We start from the raw sequence: 26,530 nt of genomic DNA, 5'->3' as shown, positions 1-26,530 counted from the left end.
GGAGACACAGTGCCTGAGCAGACCCCGATCGGACCCGTCGACTCTTCGAGGGTGCCCCGGTTCGCCGGTTTCGCGACCTTCGCGAGGCTGCCGCGGATCGATCAGGTCGAGCACGCCGACGTCGCCGTCGTCGGGGTGCCGTTCGACGCCGGGGTGTCCTACCGCCCCGGCGCGCGGTTCGGCCCGGCGGCGCTGCGTGAGGCCAGCCGCCTCCTTCGCCCGTACCACCCGGAACTCGACGTTTCCCCGTTCGCCGAAACGCAGGTGGTCGACGCCGGTGACATCGCGCTCAACCCGTTCAACATCGGCGAAGCGATCGAAACGCTGCAGAGCGAGGCCGAGGCGCTGACCGCGAACGGGACGCGCCTGGTGACCGTCGGCGGCGACCACACGATCGCGCTGCCGCTGCTGCGGGCGGCGGCGAAGAAGCACGGACCGGTGGCACTGCTGCACTTCGACGCGCACCTCGACACCTGGGACACCTACTTCGGCGAGCCGTACACCCACGGCACCCCGTTCCGGCGGGCGTCCGAGGAAGGCCTCCTCGACACCGAAGCGCTGTCCCACGTCGGCACGCGCGGCCCGCTGTACGGCAAGCGGGATCTGGAAGAGGACCGCCGCCTCGGATTCGGCATCGTCACCTCCGGCGACGTCATGCGCCGCGGGGTCGCCGAGACCGTCGACGCGCTGCGCCAGCGCATCGGCGGCCGCCCGCTCTACATCTCGGTCGACATCGACGTGCTCGACCCCGCGCACGCGCCGGGCACCGGGACCCCGGAAGCGGGCGGAATGACCAGCCGCGAACTGCTGGAGATCCTGCGCGGGCTGCGGGACTGCAACCTCGTCGGAGCCGATGTGGTGGAGCTGGCCCCGGCTTACGATCATGCCGAGATCACCGCCATCGCGGCTTCCCACGTCGCCTACGACCTGGTGAGCCTGCTCAGTTTGGGGAAGGGCGCATGACCAGCACTGAACGGATAGGCGGCGACGTAGTCGTCGAAACCCTCCACGCGCTCGGCGCGGACACCGTCTTCGGCCTGCCGGGCCAGCACGCGCTCGGCCTGTTCGAAGCGCTGCGGCGCACGGACGACCTGCGCGTCGTCAGCTCGCGGGTGGAGAACAACCTGGCGTTCGCGGCCGACGGGCACGCCCGGGCCCGGCTCGCGGCGAATCCCGAGGGCCCGGTCCCGGTGACGCCGATGATCGTGTCGACCGGCCCCGGCGCGTTGCTGACTTTGGCTTCCTTGCAGGAATCCCGGGCGGCGTCGGTGCCGGTGCTCGGGATCTCCAGCCAGATCCCGGTCGCCGGGCTCGGCGGTGGACGGCACGGGTACCTGCACGAACTGCCCGACCAGCAGGCCAGTTTCCGTGATGTGGTGAAGTCGGTGCACGTGGTGCGCACCGTCAGCCAGATCCCGACGGCGTTGCGCGAGGCCTGGGAGTCGGCGGCGACCGCGCCGTACGGCCCGGTGTGGGTCGAGATCCCGCAGGACATCCTGCTGGCGCCCGCCGATCTACCGCGGATCACGTCGGTGACGGCACGGCCCGCACCGCTGGAGCCCTTGCCGGAGCTGATCACCGAAGCCGCGAATCTCCTTGGCGCGGCGAAGAATCCGGTGATCCTCGCGGGCGGCGGCGCGCTGCGCTCCGGCGCGCAGGCGGAACTCAAGGCGCTCGCGGAGGCGCTGCGCGCGCCGGTGCTGTCGACGTTCGGTGGCAAGGGCGTGTTCGGCTGGGACCACGAGCTGTCCGGTCGGTCGTGGCTCGAAGACTGGCACAGCACCGAGTTCCTGTCGGCCGCGGACGTGCTGCTGGTGCTGGGTTCCGGGCTCGGCGAGCTGTCCAGCAACTATCGCGAATTCGCCCCGCGCGGCCGGCTGATCCAGATCGAGGCCGATCTCGGGAAGCTGGAGTCGAACTACCCGGCCCTGGGTATCCACGCCGACGTCCGGCTTGCCCTGCAAGGACTTCTGGAGCAGGTCCCGTTCCGGCAGAGCGACGGCGTCGCCGAGAAGGCGGTCGCGGATCTGCTGGCCAAGGTGCGCGAACGTCTCGACGGCCAGGCCCTCGAAGCCGAGCGCAAGCTGATCGACGACATCCGTGCGGCGATCCCGGCGGGCACGCAGACGTTCTGGGACATGACGATCGCGGCCTATTGGGCCTGGTCGGCGTGGAACCCCGAGGGCGCGCCGATCCACACCGCGCAGGGCGCGGGCGGCCTCGGTTACGGTCTGCCCGGCGCGCTCGGCGGCGCGGCGGCGACCGGCGGCCCCACACTGGCGGTGTCCGGCGACGGCGGCGCGATGTACGGCATCGCGGAGCTGGCCACGGCGGTCCAGCACGGGCTGGACGTGACGTGGCTCGTCATCGACGACGGCGGCTACGGCATCCTGCGCGAGTACCTGACCGGCGCGTTCGGCCAGTCCACGGCCACCGAACTCGCGCGGCCCGATTTCGCCGCGTTGGCACAGTCCTTCGGCGTCCCGGCCACGGTGTCCTCTTTGGACACCGTCGGGAAGGACCTCGCCGAAGCCCTCGGCACCCCCGGTCCGTCGCTGGTCGTCCTCCCCGCCCTGCTGAAGATGTTCGAGCCGACCCACCTGGAGAAGAAATGACTCAGGTCCTGAATTTCGTCGACGGCGCCGAGGTACCGGCGGCGGGCTCGCGGACGCTCGACCTGGTGGATCCCGCCACCGGTGAGGTCTTCGGCACCAGCGTCCTGTCCGAACAGTCCGATGTGGACGCCGCGCTGGCGGCCGCCGAGCGGGCGTTCAAGGTGTGGCGCAAGAGCACTCCCGCCCAGCGCCAGCTCGCGCTGCTGAAGATCGCCGACGCGGTGGAGGCCCGCGCGGAGGAGTTCGCCGAGCTCGAAATCCGCGAGACCGGCAAGATCCGCGCCGTCGTGCTGGACGAGGAGATCCCGGAGTGCGTCAGCGCGCTGCGGTTCTTCGCCGGTGCTGCGCGGCAACTCGAAGGCACCGCGTCCGGGGAGTACCTGCCTGGCCACACGTCCGCGATCCGTCGGGAGCCGGTCGGCGTCTGCGCGCAGATCGCGCCCTGGAACTACCCGCTGATGATGGGTGTCTGGAAGATCGCCCCCGCGCTGGCCGCGGGCAACACCGTCGTACTGAAGCCCGCGGAGACCACGCCGTCGACGGCCGTGCTGCTGGCGAAGGTCGCGGCGGAGTTCCTGCCGCAGGGCGCGTTCAACGTGCTGTGCGGCGATCGCGACACCGGCCGCGCGCTGGTGAAGCACCCGATCACCGAACTGGTGTCGATCACCGGCTCGACCCGCGCCGGAATCGACGTCGCCACCGTCGCGGCGGCAGACCTCAAGCGCACGCACCTCGAACTCGGCGGCAACGCGCCGCTGCTGGTCTTCGGCGACGTGAACCTCGCCGAGGCGGCCGAGGGCATCGTCGGGGCGGCGTTCTACAACGCCGGGCAGGACTGCACCGCGGGCAGCCGCGTACTGGTGGACGCGGCGATCCACGACGAGTTCGTCGCGGAGCTGACCAAGGCCGCCGCCACGCAGCAGCCCGGCACGGACTTCGGCCCGCTCAACAGCGAGGCCCAGTTCGGCCGGGTCCGCGGGCTCGTCGAGCGGCTGCCGTCGCACGCCCGCGTGGAGACCGGCGGCGTGCCCGCCGGTGACCGCGGTTTCTTCTTCTCCCCCACCGTGATCTCGGGCCTGAAGCAGGACGACGAGATCGTGCAGGAGGAGATCTTCGGCCCGGTGATCACCGTCCAGTCCTTTGTGGACGAGGACGAGGCGGTGCGCCTGGCCAACGGCGTCCCGTACGGGCTCGCGTCGTCGATCTGGACCAACGACCTGTCACGCGCGACCCGCGTTTCGGGCGAACTCGACTTCGGCTGCGTCTGGGTCAACACCCACGGGCCGCTGGTCTCGGAAATGCCCCATGGCGGCTTCGGGCACTCGGGCCACGGGAAGGACCTCTCGTCCTACTCCTTCGCCGAGTACACCCGCGTGAAGCACGTCATGACCCGCTTCGCCTGAAGCCGTACCGGAGGTCCCCATGGGTGACAAGGTCACCGAAGTCGAGCAGCACGGCATCGCGCCGATCCCGCCGGAGGAGCAGACGTCGCGCCCGCGCGACCTGTTCCGGATGGCGTTCGGCGGCGCGAACACCTTCGCCACCATCATCCTCGGGACGCTCCCGATCGCCTTCGGCCTGAGCTTCTGGGCGGCGGTCGCGGCCACCGTCGCCGGCGTGGTCGTCGGCGCGCTCGTGCTGTCGCCGATGTCGTTGTTCGGCCCGCTCACCCGGACCAACAACGCCGTCTCCTCCGGCGCGCACTTCGGCGTCGTCGGCCGTTGTGTCGGCTCCTTCCTCTCCCTGCTGACGGCGATCACGTTCTTCGCCATCTCGGTCTGGGTGAGCGGCGACGCCGTCGCCGGTGCGGCACAACGGCTTTTCGGCTTCGACGGCGGCGAAGTGCTGCGCGGCGTCGCGTACGGCGTCATCGCGATCGCCACGCTGGTGGTGTGCATCTACGGCTACCGGTTCATGCTGCTGGTGAACCGGGTCGCCGTGGTGCTGGGCACGGCGATCATGCTGCTCGGCATCGTGGCCTACGGCGGCACTTTCGACCCCGGGTTCGCCGGCACCGGCACCTACGCGCTCGGTGACTTCTGGCCGACGTGGATCCTGGCCGCGCTCACCACGATGGCGAACCCGATCTCGTTCGGCGCCTTCCTCGGCGACTGGACGCGCTACATCCCCGCGCGCCACAGCCGCCGTTCCCTGCTGGCCGCGCCGTTCCTGGCGCAGGTGGCGACGTTGCTGCCGTTCGGGTTCGGCATCGCCACCGCGACGCTGGTCGCGGATCCGGCCGACTACATCACCGGCCTGACCGCGATCTCCCCGCTCTGGTACGCGATCCCGCTGATCGTGGTCGCACTGATCGGCGGGCTGTCGACCGGCACGACGTCGCTCTACGGGACCGGGCTGGATTTCAGCTCGATCTTCGTGAAGCTCAGCCGCGTGCAGGCGACGCTGCTGATCGGCTCGCTCAGTGTGGTGTTCATCTTCGTCGGCAATTTCGTGCTGGACATGGTCTCCAGCATCAACGCCTTCGCCACGCTGATCGTGCTGTGCACCTCGCCGTGGATGGTGATCATGATGATCGGTTTCGTGCTGCGGCGCGGGTTCTACGACCCGGACGACCTCCAGGTGTTCAACCAGGGCCGTAAGGGCGGGCGCTACTGGTTCACCCGCGGGGTGAACTGGCGGGCGATGGCGGCGTGGATCCCGGCGACGACGCTGGGCCTGCTGACCGCCAACACCCCGATGATCGCCGGGCCGTTCAAGGACATCGCGGGCGGCGTCGACATCAGCATGGTGGTGACGCTGTGCACGGCGGCGATCGCGTATCCCGTGCTGGTGAAGCTCTTCCCCGAACCGCGGGAGGTCTACTCGTACGCCGAGCCCGTCGCGGAGCCGGCCGTCGCCGTTTAGGCGAAACGGCGCAGCGCCCCGAGGAACAGCGCGTCGAAGGCACGATCCGGGAGCACCCGGCGCACGAACAGGATCGGCTTCGCCCCGAAACCGGCGGCGTAGCGGATCTTCGGGCGCCGGGCCCGGACGGCCTTCAGGATCACGTCGGCGATCACCTTCGGGTGGGAGGCGCGCGCGGTCTGGTCGAAGAACTTCGCCAGCGCCTTGGCCTGCGGCGCGTAGGCGGTGTCGCCCGAGGTCTTCATCAGGTTCTCGATGGCGATACCGCCCCATTCGGTCCTGATGGCACCGGGTTCGACCACCACGACGTCGATGCCGAACGGTTTGAGCTCCAGCCGCAGTGAGTCGCTCAGGCCTTCGACCGCGAACTTGGTCGAGTGGTACCAGCCGCCGAGCGGTTCGTAGATCTTGCCACCGATCGACGAGATGTTCACGATCCTGCCCGAGCCCTGGGCGCGCATATGCGGCGTGGTCAGCTGGACGAGCCGCGCGAGCCCGAACAGGTTGACTTCGAACTGGTACTTCCCTTCCGAGAGCGGCACATCCTCGAAGGCGCCGTACGAGCCGTATCCCGCATTGTTGACCAGGACGTCGATGCGGCCCGACTCCTCGATGATCCGCTCGACCCCCGCGACCATCGACGCGTCGTCGGTGACGTCCATCCCGAGGATCTTGATGCCGCGTTCGGCCAGCCCCGCCATCCGCTCGACGCGCCTCGCGGCGCCGTAGACCGTGTAGCCCGCTTCGTGCAGCGCGAGCGCCGTGGCCTCGCCGATGCCCGCCGAAGCGCCCGTGACCAGTGCGACTTTCATGTCCGTCTCCTAACTAACCGGTTGGTTGTCAATTCAGGTTGCCACGCGGCCCGACTGGATGCCAACCAACCAGTTAGTTAGACTGGGTCACATGGTCAGGGACAAGGAAGCGACCAAGCGGAAACTGCTGGACGCGGCGACGACGGAGTTCGCCACGTACGGCATCGCCGGCGCCAGGGTGGATCGCATCGCGAAGAACGCGGGCGCCAACAAGGCGCTGATCTACGCCTACTTCTGCAGCAAGGAATACCTGTTCGAGATGGTCATCCAGGAGCAGGTCGACCTCGCCATCCGGACGCTCACGATCACCCCCGAGGACCTGCCCGGCTACGCGGGCAAGCTGTTCGACCGCTACCTCGAACACCCCCACCTCCTGCGGCTCATGGGCTGGCTCCGGCTGGAGAACGGCTTCGACGCGACGCCGGAGGCCGAGGTCCGGGCGCACGCGGACAAGGTCGCCGCGATCCGTGAGGCGCAACGCGCGGGCACCGTGCCGGACCACTTCGACGCCGAGGAACTGCTGAGCCTCGTCGTGCACCTGTCGATCCTCGGGTTCTCCTCCCCCACCGCGACCCGCGACCTCGTCGTCCGCGCGGTCGGCCGGATCGTGGGAACCTGAGCCCCTTTTCGCGCGACCACTGGGTATGCAGCGTCGTACGTTCTTACGTGCTTCAGCCTTGTCCGCCGGCCTGGTGGGCGTCACCGCGCCCGCCGCTTCCGCCGCCGCCCCGCTACGGGTGCAGATCCTGATGTTCGACGGCGTGGAGGAACAGGATTTCGTCGCGCCCGTCGAGGTTCTGGGCCTGGCCGGGAAACTCACCGGCGGCGCCGTGGTCACCTCGCTGGTTTCCGCGGGACGGCCCGGATCCGTGAAATGCACCTACGGCACCGTCGTCGACGTCCCGCGTCCCTGGTCGCCCGGCGAGGCCGACGTCCTCGTGGTGCCCGGCGGCGGCTACACCGACCGCAACGGGCCCGGGGTGCACCGGCTCACCGCCGATCAGGGCTTTCTGCGGCGCCTCGCCGCGTCGCGGGCGCTGCCCGTCGGGATCTGCACCGGCAGCATGGTGCTGTCCGCCGCCGGCCTGACGAAGGGCCGCAACGCGACGACGCACCACGGCGCGAAGGCGGATCTGGCCGCGCAGGGCGCGAAAGTGATCGATGCGCGCGTCGTCGACGACGGGGATCTGATCACCGGCGGCGGAATCACCGCGGGTCTTGAGGTATCGCTGTGGCTCGTGGAGCGCTTCTTGGGCGCGAAGGCGGCTCAGCGGACCGAAGTGGTGCTGGAGTACGAGCGGCGGGGCACCGTCTGGCGGGCCTAAAGCTGTGTGGAAATAGGGACGTTGAGTGTCCCTATTTCCCCACACCTGGTCGTGACAGTGACTGTCTCGCCGGACCGTGTGGATTTTTGGTCATCTGACGACCAGAAATCCACACGGTCACCGACCTCTCTCCAGCGGAGAGGCACTGCCTGACGCGAGGCCGTAGCTTCAGCGACCACCACACGCGCGCCGGACACTTGTCAGCGCCGCGTGTCCTCCGGCGCCGGCGTCCGGCTCGCCAGCTTCGCCGACCACTCCGTCACCCGCCGCGCCACGTCCTGCGCGGTGAGCCCGACGCGGGCCAGCACCTCCTCGCGCGAACCGTGGTCGTGGAACACCTGCGGCACCGCGAGATCGCGCAGCGGCACATCGCATTCGGCGTCGCGGAACAGCGCCGCCAGCGCGGAGCCGAAGCCACCGTGCCGCCCGCTGTCCTCGACGGTCACGACGAGCTTGTGCTGCTCGGCCAGCGCCACCAGTTCGGCCGGGGCCGGGACGACCCAGCGCGGGTCCACCACGGTCACGCCGATGCCCTGGTCGGCCAGCCGGTCCGCGGCCGCGAGCCCGAGCAGCGCGAACGCGCCCACGGCGACCAGCAGGACGTCGGCTTCACCGGCGGGCTTGCGCAGCACGTCCACGGTGCCGAGGCGTTCCACGGCGGGCACCGAATCGACCACGCCGCCCTTGGAGAACCGCAGCGCCGTCGGCCCGTCCTCGACCGCGACGGCCTCCCGCAGTTCCTCGCGCAGCGTTCCGGCGTCACGCGGGGCGGCGACCCGCATACCCGGCACCATGCCGAGCAGCGAGAGGTCCCACATGCCGTGGTGGCTGGGCCCGTCCGGGCCGGTGATGCCCGCGCGGTCCAGCACCAGCGTCACGGGCTGCCGGTGCAGCGCGACGTCCATCAGGACCTGGTCGAACGCGCGGTTCAGGAAGGTCGAGTACACGGCGACGACGGGGTGCTTGCCGCCCATCGCGAGCCCGGCGGCCGAGGTCACGGCGTGCTGCTCGGCGATCCCGACGTCGTACCAGCGGTCCGGGTACGCCTCGGCGAACTTGTGCAGCCCGGTCGAACGCAGCATGGCCGCGGTGATCGCGACGACGTCCTCGCGGTCGGCGCCGATCTTCACCAGCTCGTCGGCGAAGACGCCGGTCCAGCTCGGGCCCTTGACCGGCGGCAGGCCGGTTTCCGGGTCGATCGGGTCGGTCTGGTGCATCTGGTCGGCCTGGTTGGTCACCGCGGGCTCGTAACCGTGGCCCTTCTCGGTGACCACGTGCACGATGACCGCGCCGCCGAAGTCACGGGCGCTCTGGAACGCCTTCTCCAGCGCGACGAGGTCGTGCCCGTCGACCGGCCCGAGGTACTTGAGGCCGAGGTCGGAGAACATCATCTGCGGGCTCAGCGCGTCCTTGAGCCCCGCCTTCGCCGCGTGCAGCGCCGCGTAGATCGGCTTGCCGACGACGGGCGTGTGCCGCAGCAGTTCCTTGCCGCGGTCCAGCACGCGCTCGTAGCCCGGCTTGAGCCGCAGCGACGCGAGGTGGTCCGCGACGCCGCCGATGGTCGGCGAGTATGAGCGGCCGTTGTCGTTGATGACGATGACGACCGGCCGGCGCGGGTTCGCGGCGATGTTGTTGAGCGCCTCCCAGCACATGCCGCCGGTCAGCGCGCCGTCGCCGACGACGGCGATCGCGTGCCTGCCACCGCCTTCGAGCTCGAACGCCTTCGCCAGACCGTCCACATAGGACAGCGCGGTCGAGGCGTGGCTGTTCTCGACGAGGTCGTGCTCGCTCTCGCAGCGCGCCGGGTAGCCGGTGAGGCCGCCGAGCTGGCGCAGCTTGCCGAAGCCGTCATGACGGCCGGTGACGATCTTGTGCACGTACGCCTGGTGACCGACGTCCCACACGATGGCATCGCTGGGCGAGTCGAAGACGCGGTGCAGCGCCATCGTCAGCTCGACCACACCCAGGTTCGGGCCGAGGTGACCACCGGCGAGCCGCACCTTTTCGACGAGGAAGTCCCGGATCTCCGCGGCCAGCTCGTCGAGCTGCTCCTGGTTCATCCGCTTCAAGTCGGCCGGTCCGTGCACGGACTCGAGCAACGTCACTCTCCCACCTCGCCTGGTTCCTCTTCCGCCGTTCCGACCAGTCTACGGAGGACGCCTGAGAGTCTTCCGTCCGCCGCGTCACGGGTCACATGGCAGAAAATCACCACTCGGCACCCGAAGGTGTGAACATGGTCTCTTTTGCCAAGTAGCGGTCACGTCGGGTGGCCGCGATAATCGCTGATCGACGGTTGAGCAGAAGCCGGTTCGGAGGGCTTGATGGCGGACTTTTTCATCGGTGGCGAGTGGGTCGACGCGGTCGGCGGTGGTCGCCGGGAAATCCGCTGCCCCGCGGACGGGTCGCTGGTCGCGGAAGTCGCCGAAGGCACCCGTGAGGACACCGAAGCGGCCATCGCCGCCGCGAGGAAGGCGTTCGACACCGGCCCGTGGCCGCGGACGCCCGCCCCGCAGCGCGGTGACCTGCTGCTGAAGGCCGCCGACCTGCTCGACCGGGACGCCGCCGCCTTCGCCCGCGCCGAATCGCTCGACACCGGGAAACGGCTGGTCGAGAGCGAATACGACATGGCCGACATCGCCGCGTGCCTGCGCTACTTCGGCAAGCTCGCCGCGAACGACGCCGGCCGCGTCGTCGACACCGGCAACCCGGACGCGTTCAGCCGGATCGTGCACGAGCCGGTCGGCGTCTGCGGACTGATCACGCCGTGGAACTACCCGCTCCTGCAGACCATCTGGAAGGTCGCCCCCGCACTCGCGGCGGGCAACACGTTCGTCCTCAAGCCCAGCGAGCTGACCCCGCACACCTCGATCATGCTGATGAAGCTGCTGACCGAGGCCGGGCTCCCCGGCGGCGTCGCGAACCTGGTGCTGGGCGCCGGCGCCCAGGCCGGAGCGCCGCTTTCGGAACACCCGGACGTCGACCTCGTGTCGTTCACCGGCGGCCTCGCGACCGGCAAGATCATCGCCGCGTCCGCCGCCGCGACCATCAAGAAGGTCGCGCTGGAGCTGGGCGGCAAGAACCCGAACGTCGTCTTCGCCGACTCGGACTTCGAGACCGCCGTCGACTACGCGCTGACCGCGGTGTTCCTGCACTCCGGGCAGGTCTGCTCGGCGGGTGCGCGGCTGATCGTCCAGGAGGAGTGGCACGACAGGTTCGTCGACGAACTCGTCCGCCGCGCCGAGCTGATCCGACTGGGTGGACCTTTCGACCCGAAGGCTGAAACCGGCCCGCTGATCTCGGCCGCCCATTTGGAAAAGATCGAACGCTACGTCGCCGCGGCGCTCGAAGAGGGCGCCGTCCTGCGCACCGGCGGCAAACGCCCCGACGACCGCGAGCTCGCGAAGGGGCACTACTACCTGCCGACCATCCTCGACAACGTGAAGCAGGGCAGCAGCGCCGTCGTCGACGAATCGTTCGGCCCGGTGCTCACCGTCGAGACCTTCACCGACGAGGACGACGCCGTCCGCATCGCCAACGACACCCACTACGGCCTCGCCGGCGCGGTGTTCACCTCGGACGCCTCCCGCGCGCAGCGGGTCGCGAACCGGCTGCGGCACGGCACGATCTGGATCAACGACTTCCACCCGTACCTGCCGCAGGCGGAATGGGGCGGCTACAAGCAGTCCGGCTTCGGGCGCGAACTCGGCCCGACCGGGCTCGCCGAGTACACGGAGGCGAAGCACATCTACCAGAACCTCCGGCCCGCTCCACAGCGCTGGTTCTCCGGGGAGCCCGCGTCCAACTAAAGAGGGGAAATTGCCGATGAGCAATCCTTCCGATGACGGCCTCGCCGGTTTCGGCTACAAACAGGAACTCGAAAGAACGCTCGGCAATTTCCACACCTTCGCCGCCGGGATCAGCTACATCTCGATCCTGACCGGGACCTTCCAGCTGTTCTACTTCGGCTTCAGTTTCGGCGGGCCGGCGTACTGGTGGTCGTGGCCGATGGTGTTCGTAGGCCAGCTGATGGTCGCGCTGTCGTTCGCCGAACTGGCCGCGCACTATCCGGTCGCCGGTTCGATCTACAACTGGTCGAAACGGCTCGGCAGCCCGCACGTCGCCTGGATGGCCGGGTGGATGATGCTGACCGCGTCGATCGTCAGCATCGCCGCGGTCGCGCTGGCCTACCAGATCACCCTCCCCCAGATCTCGTCGTTCTTCTCCTTCTCGGGCGACAGCGCGGTGAACGCGGTCATCCTCGGTACGGCGCTGATCGTGTTCACGACGCTGGTGAACGCCTGGGGCGTCAAGCTGATGGCGCGGATCAACAGCGCCGGGGTGTTCATCGAACTGATCGCCGCGGTCCTGCTGATCGTCGCGCTCGCGGTGAACATCACGCGGGGCCCCGAGGTCGTCATGCAGACCAACAACACCGGCGCCGACCAGCCGTGGGGCTATTTCGGGGCGTTCCTGGTCGCGTCGCTCGCGTCGACCTACGTCATGTACGGCTTCGACACCGCCAGCTCGCTCGGCGAGGAGTCCCACGACCCGCGCAGGAACGCGCCCAAGGCGATCCTGCGCGCGCTGATCGCGTCGTTCGTCATCGGCGGGCTGATCCTGATCCTCGCGCTGATGGCCGTCGGCGACATCAACAACCCCGAGATCGCCACCGGCGGCCTGCAGTTCATCGTGCTGGACGTCCTCGGCAGCACGATCGGCACGATCTTCCTGCTCGCGGTCGTCGTGGCCATCACCGTGTGCAACCTGGCCGTGCAGTCGGCGTCGATCCGGATGATGTTCGCGATGGGCCGCGACAACAACCTGCCCGCCGGGAAACACCTGGCGAGGGTGTCGCCGAAGACCAAGACGCCCGTGATCCCCGCGATCGTGTCCGGCGTCATCGCGGTGCTGATCCTGGTGGTCAACGTCGGCCAGCCGCAGATCTTCACGGTGATCACCAGTATCGGCATCATCATGATCTACCTGGCGTACCTGCTGGTCACCATCCCGATGCTGGTCAAGCGGCTGCGCGGGCAGTGGCCACCGCCGAAGGTGGAGGGCACCAAGTACTTCTCGCTCGGCAAACTGGGGCTGCCGGTCAACATCCTCGGCGTGCTGTGGGGCGGCGCGATCGTGGTGAACCTGGCCTGGCCGCGGCGTGAGGTCTACAACGCGACCGAGCCGTATCACTGGTACCTCGAATGGGGGGCCGTGCTGTTCGTCGGCGCGGTGGCGGTCGTCGGTTTCGCGTATTACTGGTTCGTCCTGCGGCACAAGAGCGGCGTCCTGGCCGACCACGCCGCGGAAGCACTTCCCGAGGAGGCAGCACAGTGACCGGAGAGTTCGACTACATCGTCGTCGGCGGCGGGACGGCGGGTTCGGTGGTCGCGGCGAGACTCTCGGAAGATCCGGACGTCACCGTGGCGCTCCTCGAAGCCGGACCGTCCGATGTGGACGATCCAGCGGTGCTGGAACTGACGAAGTGGATGGCGCTGCTGGAATCCGGCTACGACTGGGACTACCTGGTCGAGCCGCAGGAGTCCGGCAACTCCTTCCTGCGCCACGCTCGCGCGCGAGTGCTCGGCGGCTGCTCGTCGCACAACTCGTGCATCGCGTTCTGGGCACCGGCGGAAGACCTCGACGAATGGGCGTCGCTCGGCCTGCCCGGCTGGGCCGCGAAGGACATTTTCCCGCTGTACAAACGTCTTGAGACCAACGACGGCCCCGGCGACCACCACGGCCGCTCCGGCCCGGTGACCATCCGCTCGGTGCCGCCGAACGACCCGACCGGTGTCGCGCTACTGCAGGCCTGCGAGCAGGCGGGCATCCCGAGGACGGAGTTCAACTCGGGCAAGACCGTCACGCACGGGGCGAACTGGTTCCAGATCAACGCGCGCGAGGACGGCACGCGGTCGTCGGCGTCGGTGTCGTACCTGCACCCGATCATCGGCAAGCGGCCGAACCTGGAGATCATCACCGGTGCCCGCGTCCGGCGGCTGCTGTTCGACGGCAAACGCTGCACCGGCGCGGAATACCTGGCCGACGACCTGATCCACGGTGTCCCGCTGCGGGCACGTCGCGAGGTGATTCTCTCGTCAGGCGCGATCGACACGCCGAAACTCCTGATGCTGTCCGGAATCGGCCCCGCCGAACACTTGCGCGAGGTCGGCGTGGACGTGCTGGTCGACTCCCCCGGCGTCGGCGAGAACCTGCAGGATCACCCCGAAGGCGTCATCCAGTGGGACGCGCTGCAGCCGATGACCACCGAATCCACGCAATGGTGGGAGATCGGCATCTTCACCACCACCGAGGAGGGTCTCGACCGGCCGGACCTGATGTTCCACTACGGCTCGGTGCCGTTCGACATGAACACCCTCCGGCAGGGGTATCCGACCACGGAGAACGGCTTCTGCCTGACCCCGAACGTCACGCGGTCACGGTCGACCGGGACGGTGCGGCTGCGCAGCCGCGACTACCGGGACAAGCCGAAGGTGGACCCGCGGTACTTCACCGACGAGCACGACATGCGCGTGATGACCTACGGCATCAAACTGGCCCGCAAGATCGCCGAGCAGCCCGCGCTGGACGAATGGGCCGGCACGGAACTGGCGCCCGGCAAGGACGTCAAGACCGACGACGAGATCGCGGACTACCTGCGCAAGACGCACAACACGGTCTATCACCCCTCGTGCACCGCGAAGATGGGCGGCGACGACGACCCGATGGCGGTGCTGGACGCGCGTCTGCGCGTGCGAGGCGTCGAGGGCCTGCGGGTCGCCGACGGTTCGGCGATGCCGTTCCTGGTCGCGGTGAACCCGTGCATCACGACGATGGCGATCGGTGAGAAGTGCGCGGACATGCTGAAGGAGGACGCGCGCTCCTAGCTTCGCTCGTCCGGCCCCCTGGTTTCGGCCAGGGGGCCTTCTTCTTGCCCGGAAAACCTGTGGAGCGGGCGCTGCCGGGCCATTACCGTGCTGCCGGACCACGTCGCCGAGCCGGAGGCCTGCCGTTGTACACCCTGTGAGACCTGCCGAGCGCTGATTTCGTCGCGCGCCGCGCCTGGGGCGCCGCGCTTCCTTTTGCTGCGGATTTCTCACTGGAACGGGTGTATTTCCTGTGCTCGAAAACTGGGTCGTCGTACCCGTCTGCCTGCCTGTCGTCCTCCGCCGTTGCCGCTCCTGCCCTGCCGGGCGTTTCCGGGCGAACGGCAAATTCCGGGTCAACGCCAACCACAAACTCCTCGACGTCTGGCTCCTCGTGCGCTGTGTCGCGTGCGGGGACACCGCGAAGCTCACGATCCTGGAGCGGGTGAACGTGCGCTCCGTCCGGCCCGAGTTGCTGGACCGGCTGCACGAGAACGACCTGGGGTTGGCGGCCGAACTGCTCCAGGATCCCGCCGTGCTCCGCCGGAACCGCATCGCCCTCGATTGGGACGGCGCCTGGCGCCTCGACACCGGCTCCTCGTGTCACTCGGACCTTCGCGATGTCTCGGTTCGTTTCGAGGCACCGATTCCCGTCCGGCCCGCTCGGCTGATCGCCGAAGGGTGCGGTCTTTCGCGGGGTGAGGTCGAGCGGCTGATCGAGGAAGGGAAGGTGGTTTCGGCGGTGCGGTTGCGCGGGAAGGTGTCCGGGGACTTCACTTTTACCCTGAAACGCTGACCTTGTGGTCTCGTGAGTGGTAGGGGCGGTTAGAACCGTCCTTACCACTCACGAGACCAGACCTGTTGCACCAGCTCGCGAAGGCGCTTTTCTCGCACCTGCAGTAAGGGTGGAACCTTCACCAATCGCGAGAGTCACGACGCGCAGGACCCAAACCACCCGTCAGTGGCAAATGCGCAATAAGCGTTGTCGCTTAAAATTACGAATGATTCCAGCGGCAATTTTCGATAATATGGAGACGTGCCCGAGACGACCATTCCCGAACTGCCGCAGGAACTGTGGCGCGCCGGCAAGCTGGAGCTTGCCCATGGCGTGACACACCTGCTGCAGGTCATGGGAGTGGCCTCCGCCGGAGTGGGGAAGTACCTGGCGGAGATCGAGTCGCGGGGCACGGAAGACTTGTTCGGCTACGGAAGCGCGGCGTCGTGGCTCGCCGACGTCGCCCGGATCTCCCGGGGCGACGCGCAAGACATGGTGGACCGGGCCCTGGCCTTGAACCCCGCGCCGAGCGTCGGCGGCGAGGGCGCCGTGTTCGCGCCCGCGACGGCCGCCGCGGCCGACGACGGCGCGATCGGTGAGCAGCATATCGACCTGATCCTGGAGATCCTGCGCAAAATCCCGTCCGACGTGCCCGTGGAGGAACGAGACGGCGCGGAGAAGATCCTCGCCGACCTCGCCCGCAACGCCGGGCCGAAAGAGATCGCTGAGGTCGGAGCCGACCTGCTCGCACACCTAGACCCCGACGGGAACGAGCCGAAGGACCCAGAACCGAAACCGCCGCGCCGCGAGGTGTTCATCGAGCGCCGCAAGGACGGTTTCTGGAAACTGTCCGGGCTACTGGACCCCGAGACCGGCGCCCGCACCGCTGCCGCACTGGACGCCTTCGGAGCGAAGCGGCCGGTCGACGAGTTCGGTCAAGCCGACCACCGCACCATGCCCCAGCGCCGAGGTGACGCGTGGGCCGAACTCCTCGACCTCGCCATCGCCTGCCCCGACCAACCGGGCACCTCCGGCTACCGCACGCTGGTGCACGTGACCGTCGGTCTCGATGCCCTGAAGACCGGACTCGGGACCGCGTGCCTCGACTTCGTCGGCCGGATCACCGCCCGCGAAGCCCGGCTGGCCGCCTGCGACTGCCTGATGATCCCGGTGGTGCTCGGCGCCGCCGGCGAGCCTCTCGATGTCGGACGGATGAAACGCTTCGTCACCCCCGGCCAACGCCGGGCCCTGAACATCCGCGACGGCGGCTGCGCGTTCCCTGGCTGCCATCGGGCGCCGAAACACTGTCACGCCCACCATATTCGGCATTGGGCAGACGGTGGTCCCACCGACCTCCGGAACCTGGTCCTGCTCTGCTCCTTCCACCACCGGCTCATCCACCACGGTGACTGGCAGGTCCGCATCGCGCCCGAGGGGATACCGGAATTCGTGCCGCCCCAATACCTCGACCCGCTACAGGTGCCACGGCGCAACACTCTTCACCGCGTCGTGACTTGATCCCACTCCCGAGGAGCCCGCCGACCGCACCGGCGACGGGCTCCTCGGCATGCCCATATCCAGCCCCAGACGCTCGCGAGTGCCGAGGCGCGTTTTTGCGCCGGGTCGGTTCACTCCCGCCGCCCGCTGATCGCGTGTCGCGAAAGCCACTTTCGGGACATCACGCGTCGCGAAAGTGGCTTTCGCGACACACACCCAGACCACGGGCCTCGCCAATTCCACCACGGCGGTACAGGGAAGGCCTTCACTACCCCTGGGCCGAGCGGGAAGAAATGCCAATCCGAAACGCCATACAGACCTCTCAGATGGAAACAGCGGCCGGAGTCCCCCGATTACCCGTCATCTGGTCCAGCGCCCAAGCCTGCCCGAATTCCGCCAACGCGGGACCCGACCAGTAGCCGGAGATACTGATTCCCTTCCACAGCGGCATCTTCGGCCCATTCAGGGTTCCGTGACTGACCTGCACCTGCACCGCGCCTTCCACCCAGGTGAAGACGAAATGCGCGTACATGAACATCCACGCCTGCCTGCCCAGCAGATCGCGCGCGAGCACCGGCCCCTCGGAGGGGTACGGCGCCGTGTAGATGACTTGTTTCCGGCCGTTCCGGTAACTGATCTCCTGCGCCGTGACACCGGGAGGAAGCATTGACGGCTCTGCCATTCGTCAGTCCTCCACGATGGTGATCGTGCCGTGCCCGTCGCAGCCCGCACAGCCTTTACCGTCACAATCACCGCATACCGAAGTAAGATAATCCATTATTCGGAATCCGTTCGCGTCGAAGTGCCCGAAGTACCCGCATCACCTCGTGAACACGAGGCTCAAGTTAGCCAGCACGAAGACACCAGGACAAGTCGAACGAAGCCAGTCCATTCCGACGGATTACAAATCCTGAATTATTGCAGCAACGCAACGCATTCGACGTGGTGCGTCATCGGGAAAGCGTCGAAGGCGCGCAGATCCACCAGCCCGTAGCCGTGCCCGGCGAACAGCGCGATGTCCCGCGCCAGCGCGGCGGGGTCGCACGCCACGTAGACGATCCGGTCGGGCGAACCCTCCACAATGGAATCGACGACGGCCTTGCCCGCGCCCTTGCGCGGCGGGTCGAGGACGACGACGTCGACCGGTTTCGGAGCGTCGGCCAGCAGCTGCTCGACCTTGCCGGAGCGCCAGCGGACCTGCGGGAGGTCGGCCAGGTTCTCCTCGCCGTCGGCGACGGCACGACGGCCGGATTCGACGGCGAGGACGCGCCCACGCGGGCCGACCTGCTCGGCGAGCACCGACGCGAAGAGGCCGACACCGGCGTACAGGTCCCAAGCCACGCCGTCACGCGGCGCCTCCGCCCATTCCGCGACGACGGCGGCGAGCGCGTCCGCGGCGGCCGGGTGGACCTGCCAGAAGCCGTGGGCGTCCAGGCGCCAGTCGCGGCCGGCGGCGTGCTGCACGGCGATACCACCGGCCAGCTGCCGCGAGCGGGTCTTCCCGTGGACCGTCGACAGGTCGCGAAGGTGCACCTGTCCCTCGCCGTCCTTGGTGACCTCGATTTCGCTGCCCGGTCGCCACTTCCGCGACACGACGTCGTCGAGCGCGCCGGGGACGGTGATCGGGCAGTCGTCGATCGCGATCACGCGGTGACTGTGGTGCGCACGGAAACCCGCCCTGCCGTCCTTGCCCGCGACGAGCCGGACACGGCTGCGCCAGTCCAGCGGCCCGCCGTCGAGTTCTTCGACGACGACCTCGCGCTCGATCCCGGCCAGCCTCTTCAGCTGTTCCATGACCACCGCGGCCTTGAGTTCACGCTGATGCCCGGGCGTGGCGTGCTGCCAGTCGCAGCCGCCGCACTCCCCCGGCGCCGCGAGCGGGCACGGCGGCTCCACGCGTTCCGGGGACGCCTCCAGGACCTCGACGGCGTCGGCGCGGCAGAACGAGCCGCCCTTGTCCTCCGTGACCGAGGCCAGGACCCGCTCGCCGGGCAGCGCGTGCCGCACGAACACGACCCGGCCCTCCGCCCGCGCGACGCAGTGGCCGCCGTGCGCGACAGCGCCGACCTCCAGCTCGATGGTTCGTCCGAGCCAGGTGCCGGTCGACGCGTCCACACTCATTCTGCTTTGTCCTTAGTATTTTCGGGTTGCTTGACGACCGGGGAGAACCCGCGCCGCACGTCGCCCGCCGCCGGGCGGGCCTTCCGGTCGCGTTTGATCGCCTTCTCCGACGATTCGAGCTGCCACGGCACGCTCGTCACCATGACGCCGGGCTGGAAAAGCAGCCGCCCCTTGAGACGCAGGGCGCTCTGGTTGTGCAGGACCTGCTCCCACCAGTGCCCGACCACGTACTCGGGGATGAACACGGTCACCACGTTGCGCGGATTGTCGCCGCGGACGCGCTTCACGTAGTCCAGCACCGGTTTCGTGATCTCGCGGTACGGCGATTCGATCACCTTCAGCGGCACCTTGAAATTGTGGTCGTCCCATTCCTGGACGAGTTTGCGGGTCTCGACGTCGTCGACGTTCACCGTGACGGCTTCCAGCACATCCGGCCGCACGGCCTTCGCGTAGGAAAGGGCGCGCAGGGTCGGCAGGTGCAGTTTCGAAATCAGCACGATCGCGTGGTTGCGCGAAGGCAATACGGTCGGTTTGCGGTCCATCTCGCGCAATTCCTCGGCGACCCGGTCGTAGTGCTTCCGGATGGCGGTCATCAGCACGTAGATCGCCACCATGGCCGCGATCGCGATCCAGGCGCCGAGCAGGAACTTCGTGACCAGCACGATGATCAGCACGGTGCCGGTCATGGTGAGGCCGATCGCGTTGACCGTCTGCGAACGCCGCATCCGCCGTCGCACCGCCGGATCGGTTTCCCTGGCCAGCAGCCGGTTCCAGTGCCGGATCATGCCCGCCTGGCTGATCGTGAAGGAGACGAACACCCCCACGATGTACAGCTGGATCAGCTTGGTGACCTCGGCGTCGAACGCGATGATCAGCACCAGCGCGAACGCCGACAGGAACAGGATGCCGTTCGAGAAGGCCAGCCGGTCGCCCCGGGTGTGCAGCTGACGCGGCAGGTAGCGGTCCTGCGCGAGGATCGAGCCGAGTACCGGGAAACCGTTGAACGCGGTGTTCGCGGCCAGCAGCAGGATGATGCCGGTGGCGAAAGAGATGTAGTAGAACGCGGGGGTGAAGTCGGCGAACACCGCCTGCGCGATCTGCGCGACGATCGTCTTCTGCTCGTAGCCCGCCGGGGTGCCGGTGAGCTGCGTCTCCGGGTGCTCGGCGAATTTGACGTCGGTGATGATCGCCAGCGTGATGATGCCGATCAGCATCGTCACCGCGAGCACGCCCATCATCAGCAGGGTGGTCGCCGCGTTCTTCGATTTCGGCTTCTGGAACGCCGGGACACCGTTGCTGATCGCCTCGACCCCGGTCAGCGCCGCCGCACCGGAGGAGAACGTGCGCAGCAACAGGAAGAAAAAGGCGAAACCGGTCAAAGAGGCTTCTTCGTGCAGCTGGAAATCCGCGCTCTCGGCCCGCATGTCGGCACCGGAGGCCGCCTCGATCAGCCCCCAGATCACCATGCCGAGGATGCCGATGATGAACCCGTAGGTCGGGATCGCGAACGCTTTGCCCGATTCGCGCACTCCGCGCAGATTCAGCGCGGTCAGCACGACCACGATGATGACCGCGGCGATCACCTTGTGCTGCGCCACCCAGGGAATGGCGGAACCGATGTTCGCCACGCCGGACGACGTCGACACCGCCACGGTGAGCACGTAGTCGACCAGTAGCGCGCTGGCGACGGTGAGCCCGAATTTGCCGCCGAGATTGGTGTTGGCGACTTCGTAGTCACCGCCGCCGCTGGGATAGGCGTGCACGTTCTGCCGGTAGGAAGCGACCACGACCAGCATGACGAGCGCGACGGCGACGCCGATCCACGGCGCGAACGCGTACGCGGACAACCCGGCGACGCTGAGGGTCAGAAAGATCTCCTCAGGCGCGTAGGCGACGCTCGACAACGCGTCGGACGCGAAAATCGGCAGCGCGATGCGCTTCGGCAGCAGCGTATGCGAGAGGCGGTCACTCCGGAATGGACGTCCGAGGACGAGCCGCTTCAATACGGTCGGGAACTTCGACACCACGGAAGACTAACCAACGGTGCTCACGGTAGGTTCGGCGCTGGTATGTCTGGGTACCTGCGGACGGGTGAACGTCCGACGACGAAGGAGGCAGGGCGTGCACGTGGTGATCATGGGATGCGGCCGGGTCGGCGCATCCCTTGCCGCGGCGCTGGAGCGGCTGGGGCACGAAGTCGCCATCATCGACAAGACCCAGCAGGCGTTCCGGCGGCTCGGCAGTGATTTCCACGGTCAGCAGGTGGTCGGCGTCGGCTTCGACCGGCAGGTGCTGATCGAGGCCGGGATCGAACGCGCGGGTGCTTTCGCGGCGGTGTCCAGCGGCGACAACTCCAACATCATCTCGGCGCGGGTGGCCAGGGAGAACTTCGGCATCGACAAGGTCGTCGCCAGGATCTACGACCACAAACGCGCGGCGGTCTACGAACGGCTCGGCATCCCGACCGTGGCGACCGTGCCGTGGACGACCGACCGGTTCCTGCGCACCCTCCTCCCCGACGGCGTCGCCTCGGTCTGGCGGGACCCGTCCGGCAGCGTGGCGCTTCTGCAGCTCCCGCTGCACGAGGGCTGGGTCGGGCGCAGCGTGCGCGAACTGCAGGACACCACCGGCGCGCGGGTCGCGTTCATCATGCGGTTCGGCACCGCGGTGCTGCCCGACACCAAGGCCGTGATCCAGGCCGACGACGTCGTGTACGTCGCCGCGAAATCGGGCACCGTCAGCGACGTGACCACCGTCGCCGCTCGCGAACCGGAAGAGGAGAACTGATGCGGGTCGCGATTGCCGGGGCGGGCGCGGTGGGCCGGTCGATCGCCGCGGAGCTGATCGACGGGCGGCACCAGGTGATGCTCATCGAACGTGAGGCCGACCAGTTCGAGCCGCACACCGTGGAGCAGGCGGACTGGGTGCTCGGCGACGCGTGCGAGGTGTCGATCCTGGAGGAGTCCGGGATCGAGGAGTGCGACGTCGTGATCGCCGCGACCGGCGACGACAAGGCGAACCTGGTGGTCTCGCTGCTGGCGAAGACCGAGTTCGCGGTGCGCCGGGTGGTGGCGCGGGTGAACAACCCGGCCAACGAGTGGCTGTTCAACGACGCCTGGGGCGTCGACGTCGCCGTGTCGACCCCGCGGATGCTCGCGGCGATGGTCGAGGAAGCCGTGAGCGTCGGCGATCTGGTGCGGCTGATGACGTTCCGCCAGAGCCAGGCGAACCTCGTCGAACTCACCCTGCCGGAGGAGACCCCGCTGGCGGGCAAGGCGGTCAGCGAGATCAACCTGCCGCGTGACGCCGCGCTGGTGACGATCCTGCGCGGGGACCGCGTGATCGTGCCGCAGCCCGAAGACCCGCTGGAGCCGGGCGACGAGCTGCTCTTCGTGGCGACCTCGGACGTGGAACCGGAGATCCGGACCGCGCTGGGATATTAGTTGTCGACGGCGGGCGCCTGCGCGTACTTCGCGCGCAGGCGCGCCTCGATCTCTTCGTCGGTCTCTTCGCGCGGGGCCTCTTCGGCCAGCGCCTTGAGGTGCTTGTCCGACCGCCGCACCGCCCACACGACCGTGAGCAGGCCGAGCGCGTACAGCGGGTAGCCCATCGCGATCTTCGCGAAGGCCAGCCAGCCGGTGTAGTCCTCGTCGTAGAGCCAGCGCTGCACGACGAACCGGGCACCGAAGATCAGCGCCATCGCACCGGTCGCGATCGAGTACGCGATCAGCGACTTCTTGTCCTTGCGCCAGGCGTGGCCGCTGCCGTTGAGCGCGTTCCACACCACGCCGGCGAGCGGCCAGCGGACGACGATCGAGAGCACGAAGACGCCGCAGTAGACCAGGCTCGTCCAGATGCCGAACAGGAAGAATCCCTTGGCCGAGCCGGTCCGGTAGGCGATGAACGCCGCGATCGCGACCCCGAAGAAGCCGGAGATCGCGGGCTGCAGCGGCTCCTTGCGCACGATCCGCAGCACGGTGATCGCCACCGCGCTGCCCACCGCTGCCCAGATCCCCACCGTGAGCCCGAAGATCGCGTTCGCGATCACGAACACGATGACCGGCAGCGAGGAATAGAACAGTCCGGACAGCCCGCCCATCTGTTCCAACAGGGTGGGCTGGGGCTTCTTGTCTTCGGTCTTCTCTTCGCCGCCGACGGGTTCAGTCACGATGCGGGATCAACTCACAGGGCTCTGAAGTTCGTAATAGGGGTTGTACAGCACCTTCTGACCATCACGTTCGGCCATCCGGCCGCGCACCTTGATGGTTCGCCCGGGTTCGATCCCGGGGATCCGGCGGCGTCCGAGCCAGATTAGCGTCACACCCTGTGTGCCGTCGAACAGCTCGGCCTGCAGCGTCGCCGCCTCGTTGGTCGGGCAGAGCTCCACGCTGCGGAGTCTCCCGAGCACCGTCACCTCTTGACCCGACCGGCAGTCGCAGGCGCGCTGCGCTCCGCCGGCCTCGGATTTTTCGGACAGATCGTCGGCGTCGAGATCCTCGACGTCGCTGGTCAGCTTGCGGACCAGCCGGCTGAAGTAGCCGCCGTCTTTGGCGGACATAACGGTGCTCCTGTGCTCCGGGGCCCCCGACTTGAACGGCCCGTGCGTAATCCAGCGTAACTGTGCTCCGACCAGGAGAACGGGTTTAGGGGAATATCGCAACGTGACCTCCGCTATTCCGCCTACGACGGCAGTAGTACTCCCCGGCACCGGGTCCGACGAAGTGTTCGTGCGCGCCGTGTTCGCCGGTCCGCTGCGAGCGCTCGGCATCCGGTTGATCGCCCCGCCGCCGCCTCCCGGTGACCGGCTCGCGGACGGCTATCTCGCCGAGCTCGACAGGCTGGCCGACGAGCACGGTCCGCTGCTCGTCGGCGGTATCTCGTTCGGCGCGCACCTGTCGGCGGAGTGGGCGGTGCGCGATCCGGCCCGCTGCACCGGCCTGCTGGCCGCGCTCCCGGCCTGGAACGGGCCTGCCGGGCGAGCACCCGCGTCGCTCGCCGCGCGGCTCTCAGCGGATCTGGTGGCCGAAAACGGGGTCGACGGCGCGCTGGCGAAATCCTCCGACGGCGTCCCGGAATGGCTTTCGGCTGAACTCGGCCGCGCGTGGCGGCGGCACGGCGACGGATTGGCGGCGAGCCTGCGGACGGCCGCGGGCCATCCCGCCCCGTCTCTGGAGGCACTGAAGGCACTCGACGTGCCCGCGGGGATCGGCGCGTGCGTCGACGATCCGATCCATCCGGCGGAGGTCGCCCGCGCCTGGGCGGAGGCCCTGCCGCGCGCCGAGGTCGGCGAGTCGACGCTCACCGCCCTCGGCGCGGACCGGGAATCCCTGGGCCGGGCGACCGTCCTGGCCTGGCTGAGGGTTCTTTAACCCTGCTGCTCGGCGATGTGCTGCGCGACGGCGTCGGGCAGCGTGATGGTCAGCGGGGTGCGGACCGGCATCGGCGCGTCGCCGCGGTCGACGATGGTGTGCCGCACGATCTCCCGCAGCACGGCGGGCGCCTGTGACGCCTGCGACTGCGGGCCGGCGATGACGCCGCGGAGCATCCAGCGCGGGCCGTCGACCCCGACGAACCGCAGCGCGACGTCACCGACGATCGCGGACAGCTCCAGCCCCCACTCCCCCATGCCGACCGAGACCTTGGCCCCGTCGGCGCGCAGCTGCTCGGTGAGCTCGGTGCTGACGTCCTTCCACAGGCCGCCGGACCGGGGCGCCGCGTAACCGCTGACGGTGATCTGGCCCTGTTCGGTGACGACGTGCACCGCGCGGACACCGCCGCTCTCCGGGTCCATCTCGACCTGGACCTGGGAACCGTCGGGCACCGGCACCTTCACCGAACCGAGGTCGATCCGCGGGATGCCGTCGTCGGGCGCGTCGGCGAGGTCGAAGGGGCCGTCGGAGGTCTCCGACAGCTGCGACTCGATCTCGTCGTCGGTGTCGTCGGCAACTGGACGCTCATCGACCTCGGGCGCGGCGTGCCGTCCGGTCGGCTTCGCGCGCTTGCGTCCGAAAATCCCCACTAGTTCTCCGTTCCTTCCCTGGCTCCGGCTCCCAGTGTGGCGTGTCCGCCCGTGGAGCCATACCCTCCCTCGCCGCGCTCGGACGGCTCGAGTTCGGCGACCTCGACGAACTCGGCCTGTTCGACCCGTTGCACGACCAGTTGCGCGATCCGGTCGCCGCGGGTGAGCACGACCTTCTCGGAGAGATCATGGTTGATCAGGCAGACGCGGATCTCACCGCGGTACCCGGAGTCGATCGTGCCCGGGGTGTTGACGACCGAGAGGCCGACGCGGGCGGCGAGACCCGAGCGCGGGTGGACGAAGCCCGCGTATCCGGGCGGCAGCGCGATCGCGACGCCCGTGCCGACCACGCCGCGTTCACCGGGCGCGAGCACGAGATCCGAGGTGGTGACGAGGTCGGCGCCCGCGTCGCCGGGGCGCGCGTAGGCGGGGAGGGGGACCGAAGGATCGATCCGGGAAAGCAGTACCTGAACGGTGGACACGGGCGGCGAGACTACCCTGAACGCGTGGGTGAAAGCGTGAACACGGCCGAAGGCGGCGCCGTCAAGCATTCAGAGCGGCTCTACGTCCCGTGGTGGGGCTGGCCGCTGCCGCTGCTGGGCGGCGGGCTGCTGGCGGCGGAGATCGACATGGGCTATCCCGGGCTGCGCGGGTGGCTGCCGTACGTGGTGCTGATCCCCGCGGTGATCGCGCTGATGATCTCGCTCGGCCGGTCCCGCGTGAAGGTGACCGGCGGCGCCGAGCCGGAGCTGTGGCTGCGTGACGCGCACCTTCCGCTCAAGTTCGTCGGCGACGTGGACGTCATCGACAAGGAGGCGAAGCGCAAGGCGCTCGGCCGTGACGCCGATCCGGCGGCCTTCGTGCTGCACCGGGGCTGGGTCGGCCCGGTCGTGCGGGTCTGGCTCACCGACCCCGACGACCCGACGCCGTACTGGCTGTTCAGCACCCGGCATCCGGAGAAGGTGGCCGCGCTGCTGCGCCACCCCGCCTCGAAGCCCCAGGCATAGGAAAGGGGGCCGACCGGACGGTCGGCCCCCTTTATTCCTGTTCAGTCCCCGAAACCCCTGTCGCGCCGTCCCCTGTGCCCGTAGGCTCAGGCGCAGTCGCGGCAGATGAGCCGTCCGCCACTCTCCTCGGCCAGCCTGCTGCGGTGGTGCACCAGGAAGCAGACGGAGCAGGTGAACTCGTCGGCCTGCTTGGGCACGACCTTGACGGTCAGGTCCTCACCGGAAAGTCCGGAGAGGTCCGCGCCCGGCAGCTCGAAGTTCTCGGCGGTCGCGTCCTCGTCGACGTCCACGACGCCGGACTGGTTTTCGTTACGCCTTGCCTTCAGCTCTTCCAACGAGTCTTCGGCCAGCTCGTCGGCTTCGCTGCGGCGCGGAGCGTCGTAGTCGGTCGCCATTGGTCCCTCACCCCTGCGATGCTTTCGATGTCGATTGGCCCGGACCCGCGAGCGCGCGGCTCGTGAGTCCTTCGTGCCGCTGGTTAACGTCCCAGCGCCCCTGTTTGTGCCCGGCTGGGCAGTGAGCGAGGTCTCTCTTTTGCGCCTCTTACTGCCGCCTGAGCCCGCGAAGGGTAGCTCACGCTGATACCGGCTCTGCAACGAGTCAGACCTAGCCGCGATTACGTCACCCAACA

At 68.6% G+C, this 26,530-nt stretch carries 25 protein-coding genes; 15 read left to right on the top strand and 10 right to left on the bottom strand.

The window, feature by feature from the left end; all coding sequences use genetic code 11:
- Positions 1–9: 9 nt before the first annotated feature.
- From speB to ACZ1DY_RS15590, 4 genes are read left to right on the top strand one after another with little or no spacing between them, the layout of a single operon-like run.
- Positions 10–963 carry an agmatinase gene (gene speB / locus ACZ1DY_RS15605; RefSeq protein ID WP_034318045.1) on the top strand — a complete coding sequence of 318 codons (954 nt, stop codon included), beginning with the start codon at positions 10–12 and terminating at the stop codon, positions 961–963.
- Positions 960–2,615, top strand: a complete 1,656-nt coding sequence (locus ACZ1DY_RS15600) for a thiamine pyrophosphate-binding protein (RefSeq protein WP_465484771.1) — start codon at positions 960–962, stop codon at positions 2,613–2,615. The genes speB and ACZ1DY_RS15600 overlap by 4 nt, the downstream gene beginning before the upstream one ends.
- Positions 2,612–4,018, top strand: a complete 1,407-nt coding sequence (locus ACZ1DY_RS15595; RefSeq protein ID WP_257487878.1) for an aminobutyraldehyde dehydrogenase — start codon at positions 2,612–2,614, stop codon at positions 4,016–4,018. Before ACZ1DY_RS15600 ends, ACZ1DY_RS15595 begins: the two co-directional genes overlap by 4 nt.
- A 19-nt stretch (positions 4,019–4,037) precedes the next feature.
- Positions 4,038–5,480 carry a purine-cytosine permease family protein gene (locus ACZ1DY_RS15590; protein WP_063274499.1) on the top strand — a complete coding sequence of 481 codons (1,443 nt, stop codon included), beginning with the start codon at positions 4,038–4,040 and terminating at the stop codon, positions 5,478–5,480.
- On the opposite strand, the gene ACZ1DY_RS15585 is transcribed toward ACZ1DY_RS15590, so the two are convergent.
- Positions 5,477–6,292 (bottom strand): oxidoreductase, encoded by an 816-nt coding sequence (locus ACZ1DY_RS15585; RefSeq protein WP_465484770.1) that lies wholly within the window; start codon positions 6,290–6,292, stop codon positions 5,477–5,479. The genes ACZ1DY_RS15590 and ACZ1DY_RS15585 overlap by 4 nt on opposite strands.
- Before the next feature lie 91 nt (positions 6,293–6,383).
- Between ACZ1DY_RS15585 and ACZ1DY_RS15580 the strand changes: the two genes are divergently transcribed.
- Complete coding sequence (locus ACZ1DY_RS15580) at positions 6,384–6,911, top strand: TetR/AcrR family transcriptional regulator (protein ID WP_126731543.1); 528 nt, start codon at positions 6,384–6,386, stop codon at positions 6,909–6,911.
- 58 nt (positions 6,912–6,969) lie between these two features.
- Positions 6,970–7,617, top strand: a complete 648-nt coding sequence (locus tag ACZ1DY_RS15575; protein WP_465484769.1) for a DJ-1/PfpI family protein — start codon at positions 6,970–6,972, stop codon at positions 7,615–7,617.
- A gap of 200 nt (positions 7,618–7,817) precedes the next feature.
- Here the strand turns inward: ACZ1DY_RS15575 and dxs are convergent, their stop codons facing one another.
- Positions 7,818–9,722 (bottom strand): 1-deoxy-D-xylulose-5-phosphate synthase, encoded by a 1,905-nt coding sequence (gene dxs, locus ACZ1DY_RS15570; RefSeq protein WP_465484768.1) that lies wholly within the window; start codon positions 9,720–9,722, stop codon positions 7,818–7,820.
- A gap of 216 nt (positions 9,723–9,938) precedes the next feature.
- Between dxs and ACZ1DY_RS15565 the strand changes: the two genes are divergently transcribed.
- From ACZ1DY_RS15565 to ACZ1DY_RS15545, 5 genes are all read left to right on the top strand, one after another.
- Positions 9,939–11,423: an aldehyde dehydrogenase family protein gene (locus tag ACZ1DY_RS15565; RefSeq protein WP_465484767.1), complete on the top strand. Its 1,485-nt coding sequence runs from the start codon at positions 9,939–9,941 to the stop codon at positions 11,421–11,423.
- 16 nt (positions 11,424–11,439) lie between these two features.
- Entirely contained in the window at positions 11,440–12,951 is a 1,512-nt protein-coding gene (locus ACZ1DY_RS15560) for an APC family permease (protein ID WP_465484766.1), read from the top strand.
- The gene (locus ACZ1DY_RS15555; RefSeq protein WP_126731537.1) at positions 12,948–14,501 is read left to right on the top strand and encodes a GMC family oxidoreductase; all 1,554 of its coding nucleotides are present in this window, start codon (positions 12,948–12,950) and stop codon (positions 14,499–14,501) included. Before ACZ1DY_RS15560 ends, ACZ1DY_RS15555 begins: the two co-directional genes overlap by 4 nt.
- 232 nt (positions 14,502–14,733) lie before the next feature.
- Positions 14,734–15,276 (top strand): DUF1062 domain-containing protein, encoded by a 543-nt coding sequence (locus ACZ1DY_RS15550; protein WP_465484765.1) that lies wholly within the window; start codon positions 14,734–14,736, stop codon positions 15,274–15,276.
- 240 nt (positions 15,277–15,516) lie between these two features.
- Positions 15,517–16,773, top strand: a complete 1,257-nt coding sequence (locus ACZ1DY_RS15545) for an HNH endonuclease signature motif containing protein (protein ID WP_465484764.1) — start codon at positions 15,517–15,519, stop codon at positions 16,771–16,773.
- Between the two features lie 301 nt (positions 16,774–17,074).
- Here the strand turns inward: ACZ1DY_RS15545 and ACZ1DY_RS15540 are convergent, their stop codons facing one another.
- From ACZ1DY_RS15540 to ACZ1DY_RS15530, 3 genes are all read right to left on the bottom strand, one after another.
- On the bottom strand, positions 17,075–17,434 hold the full coding sequence (locus ACZ1DY_RS15540; RefSeq protein WP_465484763.1) for a hypothetical protein: 360 nt from the start codon (positions 17,432–17,434) through the stop codon (positions 17,075–17,077).
- A 233-nt stretch (positions 17,435–17,667) separates the two neighbouring features.
- Positions 17,668–18,873 carry a class I SAM-dependent RNA methyltransferase gene (locus ACZ1DY_RS15535; RefSeq protein ID WP_126731532.1) on the bottom strand — a complete coding sequence of 402 codons (1,206 nt, stop codon included), beginning with the start codon at positions 18,871–18,873 and terminating at the stop codon, positions 17,668–17,670.
- Positions 18,870–20,897 carry an APC family permease gene (locus ACZ1DY_RS15530; RefSeq protein ID WP_185927008.1) on the bottom strand — a complete coding sequence of 676 codons (2,028 nt, stop codon included), beginning with the start codon at positions 20,895–20,897 and terminating at the stop codon, positions 18,870–18,872. Before ACZ1DY_RS15530 ends, ACZ1DY_RS15535 begins: the two co-directional genes overlap by 4 nt.
- A gap of 97 nt (positions 20,898–20,994) precedes the next feature.
- Here ACZ1DY_RS15530 and ACZ1DY_RS15525 point away from each other — a divergent pair, with 97 nt between their 5' ends.
- A complete protein-coding gene (locus tag ACZ1DY_RS15525; protein WP_257487890.1) occupies positions 20,995–21,660 on the top strand; it encodes a potassium channel family protein in 666 nt (221 codons plus the stop codon).
- Positions 21,660–22,316, top strand: coding sequence for a potassium channel family protein (locus ACZ1DY_RS15520; protein ID WP_016332961.1), 657 nt, complete (start codon positions 21,660–21,662; stop codon positions 22,314–22,316). Before ACZ1DY_RS15525 ends, ACZ1DY_RS15520 begins: the two co-directional genes overlap by 1 nt.
- Here ACZ1DY_RS15520 and ACZ1DY_RS15515 read toward each other — a convergent pair.
- Positions 22,313–23,041, bottom strand: coding sequence for a DUF3159 domain-containing protein (locus ACZ1DY_RS15515; protein WP_126731527.1), 729 nt, complete (start codon positions 23,039–23,041; stop codon positions 22,313–22,315). The genes ACZ1DY_RS15520 and ACZ1DY_RS15515 overlap by 4 nt on opposite strands.
- A 9-nt stretch (positions 23,042–23,050) precedes the next feature.
- Entirely contained in the window at positions 23,051–23,431 is a 381-nt protein-coding gene (locus ACZ1DY_RS15510; protein ID WP_034316985.1) for an OB-fold nucleic acid binding domain-containing protein, read from the bottom strand.
- A gap of 103 nt (positions 23,432–23,534) precedes the next feature.
- On the opposite strand from ACZ1DY_RS15510, the gene ACZ1DY_RS15505 reads away from it, so the two are divergent.
- On the top strand, positions 23,535–24,242 hold the full coding sequence (locus tag ACZ1DY_RS15505; protein ID WP_257487891.1) for an alpha/beta fold hydrolase: 708 nt from the start codon (positions 23,535–23,537) through the stop codon (positions 24,240–24,242).
- Here ACZ1DY_RS15505 and ACZ1DY_RS15500 read toward each other — a convergent pair.
- Positions 24,239–24,892, bottom strand: coding sequence for a DUF3710 domain-containing protein (locus tag ACZ1DY_RS15500; protein WP_465484762.1), 654 nt, complete (start codon positions 24,890–24,892; stop codon positions 24,239–24,241). The two genes, ACZ1DY_RS15505 and ACZ1DY_RS15500, sit on opposite strands and share 4 nt — an antisense overlap.
- Positions 24,892–25,374, bottom strand: a complete 483-nt coding sequence (gene dut, locus ACZ1DY_RS15495) for a dUTP diphosphatase (protein WP_007033571.1) — start codon at positions 25,372–25,374, stop codon at positions 24,892–24,894. Before dut ends, ACZ1DY_RS15500 begins: the two co-directional genes overlap by 1 nt.
- 24 nt (positions 25,375–25,398) lie before the next feature.
- Between dut and ACZ1DY_RS15490 the strand changes: the two genes are divergently transcribed.
- On the top strand, positions 25,399–25,899 hold the full coding sequence (locus ACZ1DY_RS15490; RefSeq protein WP_185927006.1) for a DUF3093 domain-containing protein: 501 nt from the start codon (positions 25,399–25,401) through the stop codon (positions 25,897–25,899).
- Positions 25,900–25,985: 86 nt separating this feature from the next.
- Here the strand turns inward: ACZ1DY_RS15490 and ACZ1DY_RS15485 are convergent, their stop codons facing one another.
- On the bottom strand, positions 25,986–26,294 hold the full coding sequence (locus tag ACZ1DY_RS15485) for a DUF4193 domain-containing protein (RefSeq protein WP_005164528.1): 309 nt from the start codon (positions 26,292–26,294) through the stop codon (positions 25,986–25,988).
- Positions 26,295–26,530: the final 236 nt, after the last annotated feature.

The organism is Amycolatopsis sp. PSD-21 (genome assembly GCF_055561455.1).
Note: the sequence above shows the minus strand (reverse complement) of the source record. Positions and strands in the feature narration are given on the sequence as shown.

What these genes read in the sequence shown, in the direction of transcription:
- ACZ1DY_RS15580 (WP_126731543.1), top strand. Translation starts at nt 6,384, where the DNA reads ATGGTCAGGGACAAGGAAGCGACCAAGCGGAAACTGCTGGACGCGGCG.
- ACZ1DY_RS15565 (WP_465484767.1), top strand. Translation starts at nt 9,939, where the DNA reads ATGGCGGACTTTTTCATCGGTGGCGAGTGGGTCGACGCGGTCGGCGGT.
- ACZ1DY_RS15535 (WP_126731532.1), bottom strand. Translation starts at nt 18,873, where the DNA reads ATGAGTGTGGACGCGTCGACCGGCACCTGGCTCGGACGAACCATCGAG.
- ACZ1DY_RS15510 (WP_034316985.1), bottom strand. Translation starts at nt 23,431, where the DNA reads ATGTCCGCCAAAGACGGCGGCTACTTCAGCCGGCTGGTCCGCAAGCTG.
- ACZ1DY_RS15560 (WP_465484766.1), top strand. Translation starts at nt 11,440, where the DNA reads ATGAGCAATCCTTCCGATGACGGCCTCGCCGGTTTCGGCTACAAACAG.
- ACZ1DY_RS15595 (WP_257487878.1), top strand. Translation starts at nt 2,612, where the DNA reads ATGACTCAGGTCCTGAATTTCGTCGACGGCGCCGAGGTACCGGCGGCG.
- ACZ1DY_RS15540 (WP_465484763.1), bottom strand. Translation starts at nt 17,434, where the DNA reads ATGGCAGAGCCGTCAATGCTTCCTCCCGGTGTCACGGCGCAGGAGATC.
- ACZ1DY_RS15485 (WP_005164528.1), bottom strand. Translation starts at nt 26,294, where the DNA reads ATGGCGACCGACTACGACGCTCCGCGCCGCAGCGAAGCCGACGAGCTG.
- ACZ1DY_RS15600 (WP_465484771.1), top strand. Translation starts at nt 960, where the DNA reads ATGACCAGCACTGAACGGATAGGCGGCGACGTAGTCGTCGAAACCCTC.
- ACZ1DY_RS15520 (WP_016332961.1), top strand. Translation starts at nt 21,660, where the DNA reads ATGCGGGTCGCGATTGCCGGGGCGGGCGCGGTGGGCCGGTCGATCGCC.
- ACZ1DY_RS15585 (WP_465484770.1), bottom strand. Translation starts at nt 6,292, where the DNA reads ATGAAAGTCGCACTGGTCACGGGCGCTTCGGCGGGCATCGGCGAGGCC.
- ACZ1DY_RS15590 (WP_063274499.1), top strand. Translation starts at nt 4,038, where the DNA reads ATGGGTGACAAGGTCACCGAAGTCGAGCAGCACGGCATCGCGCCGATC.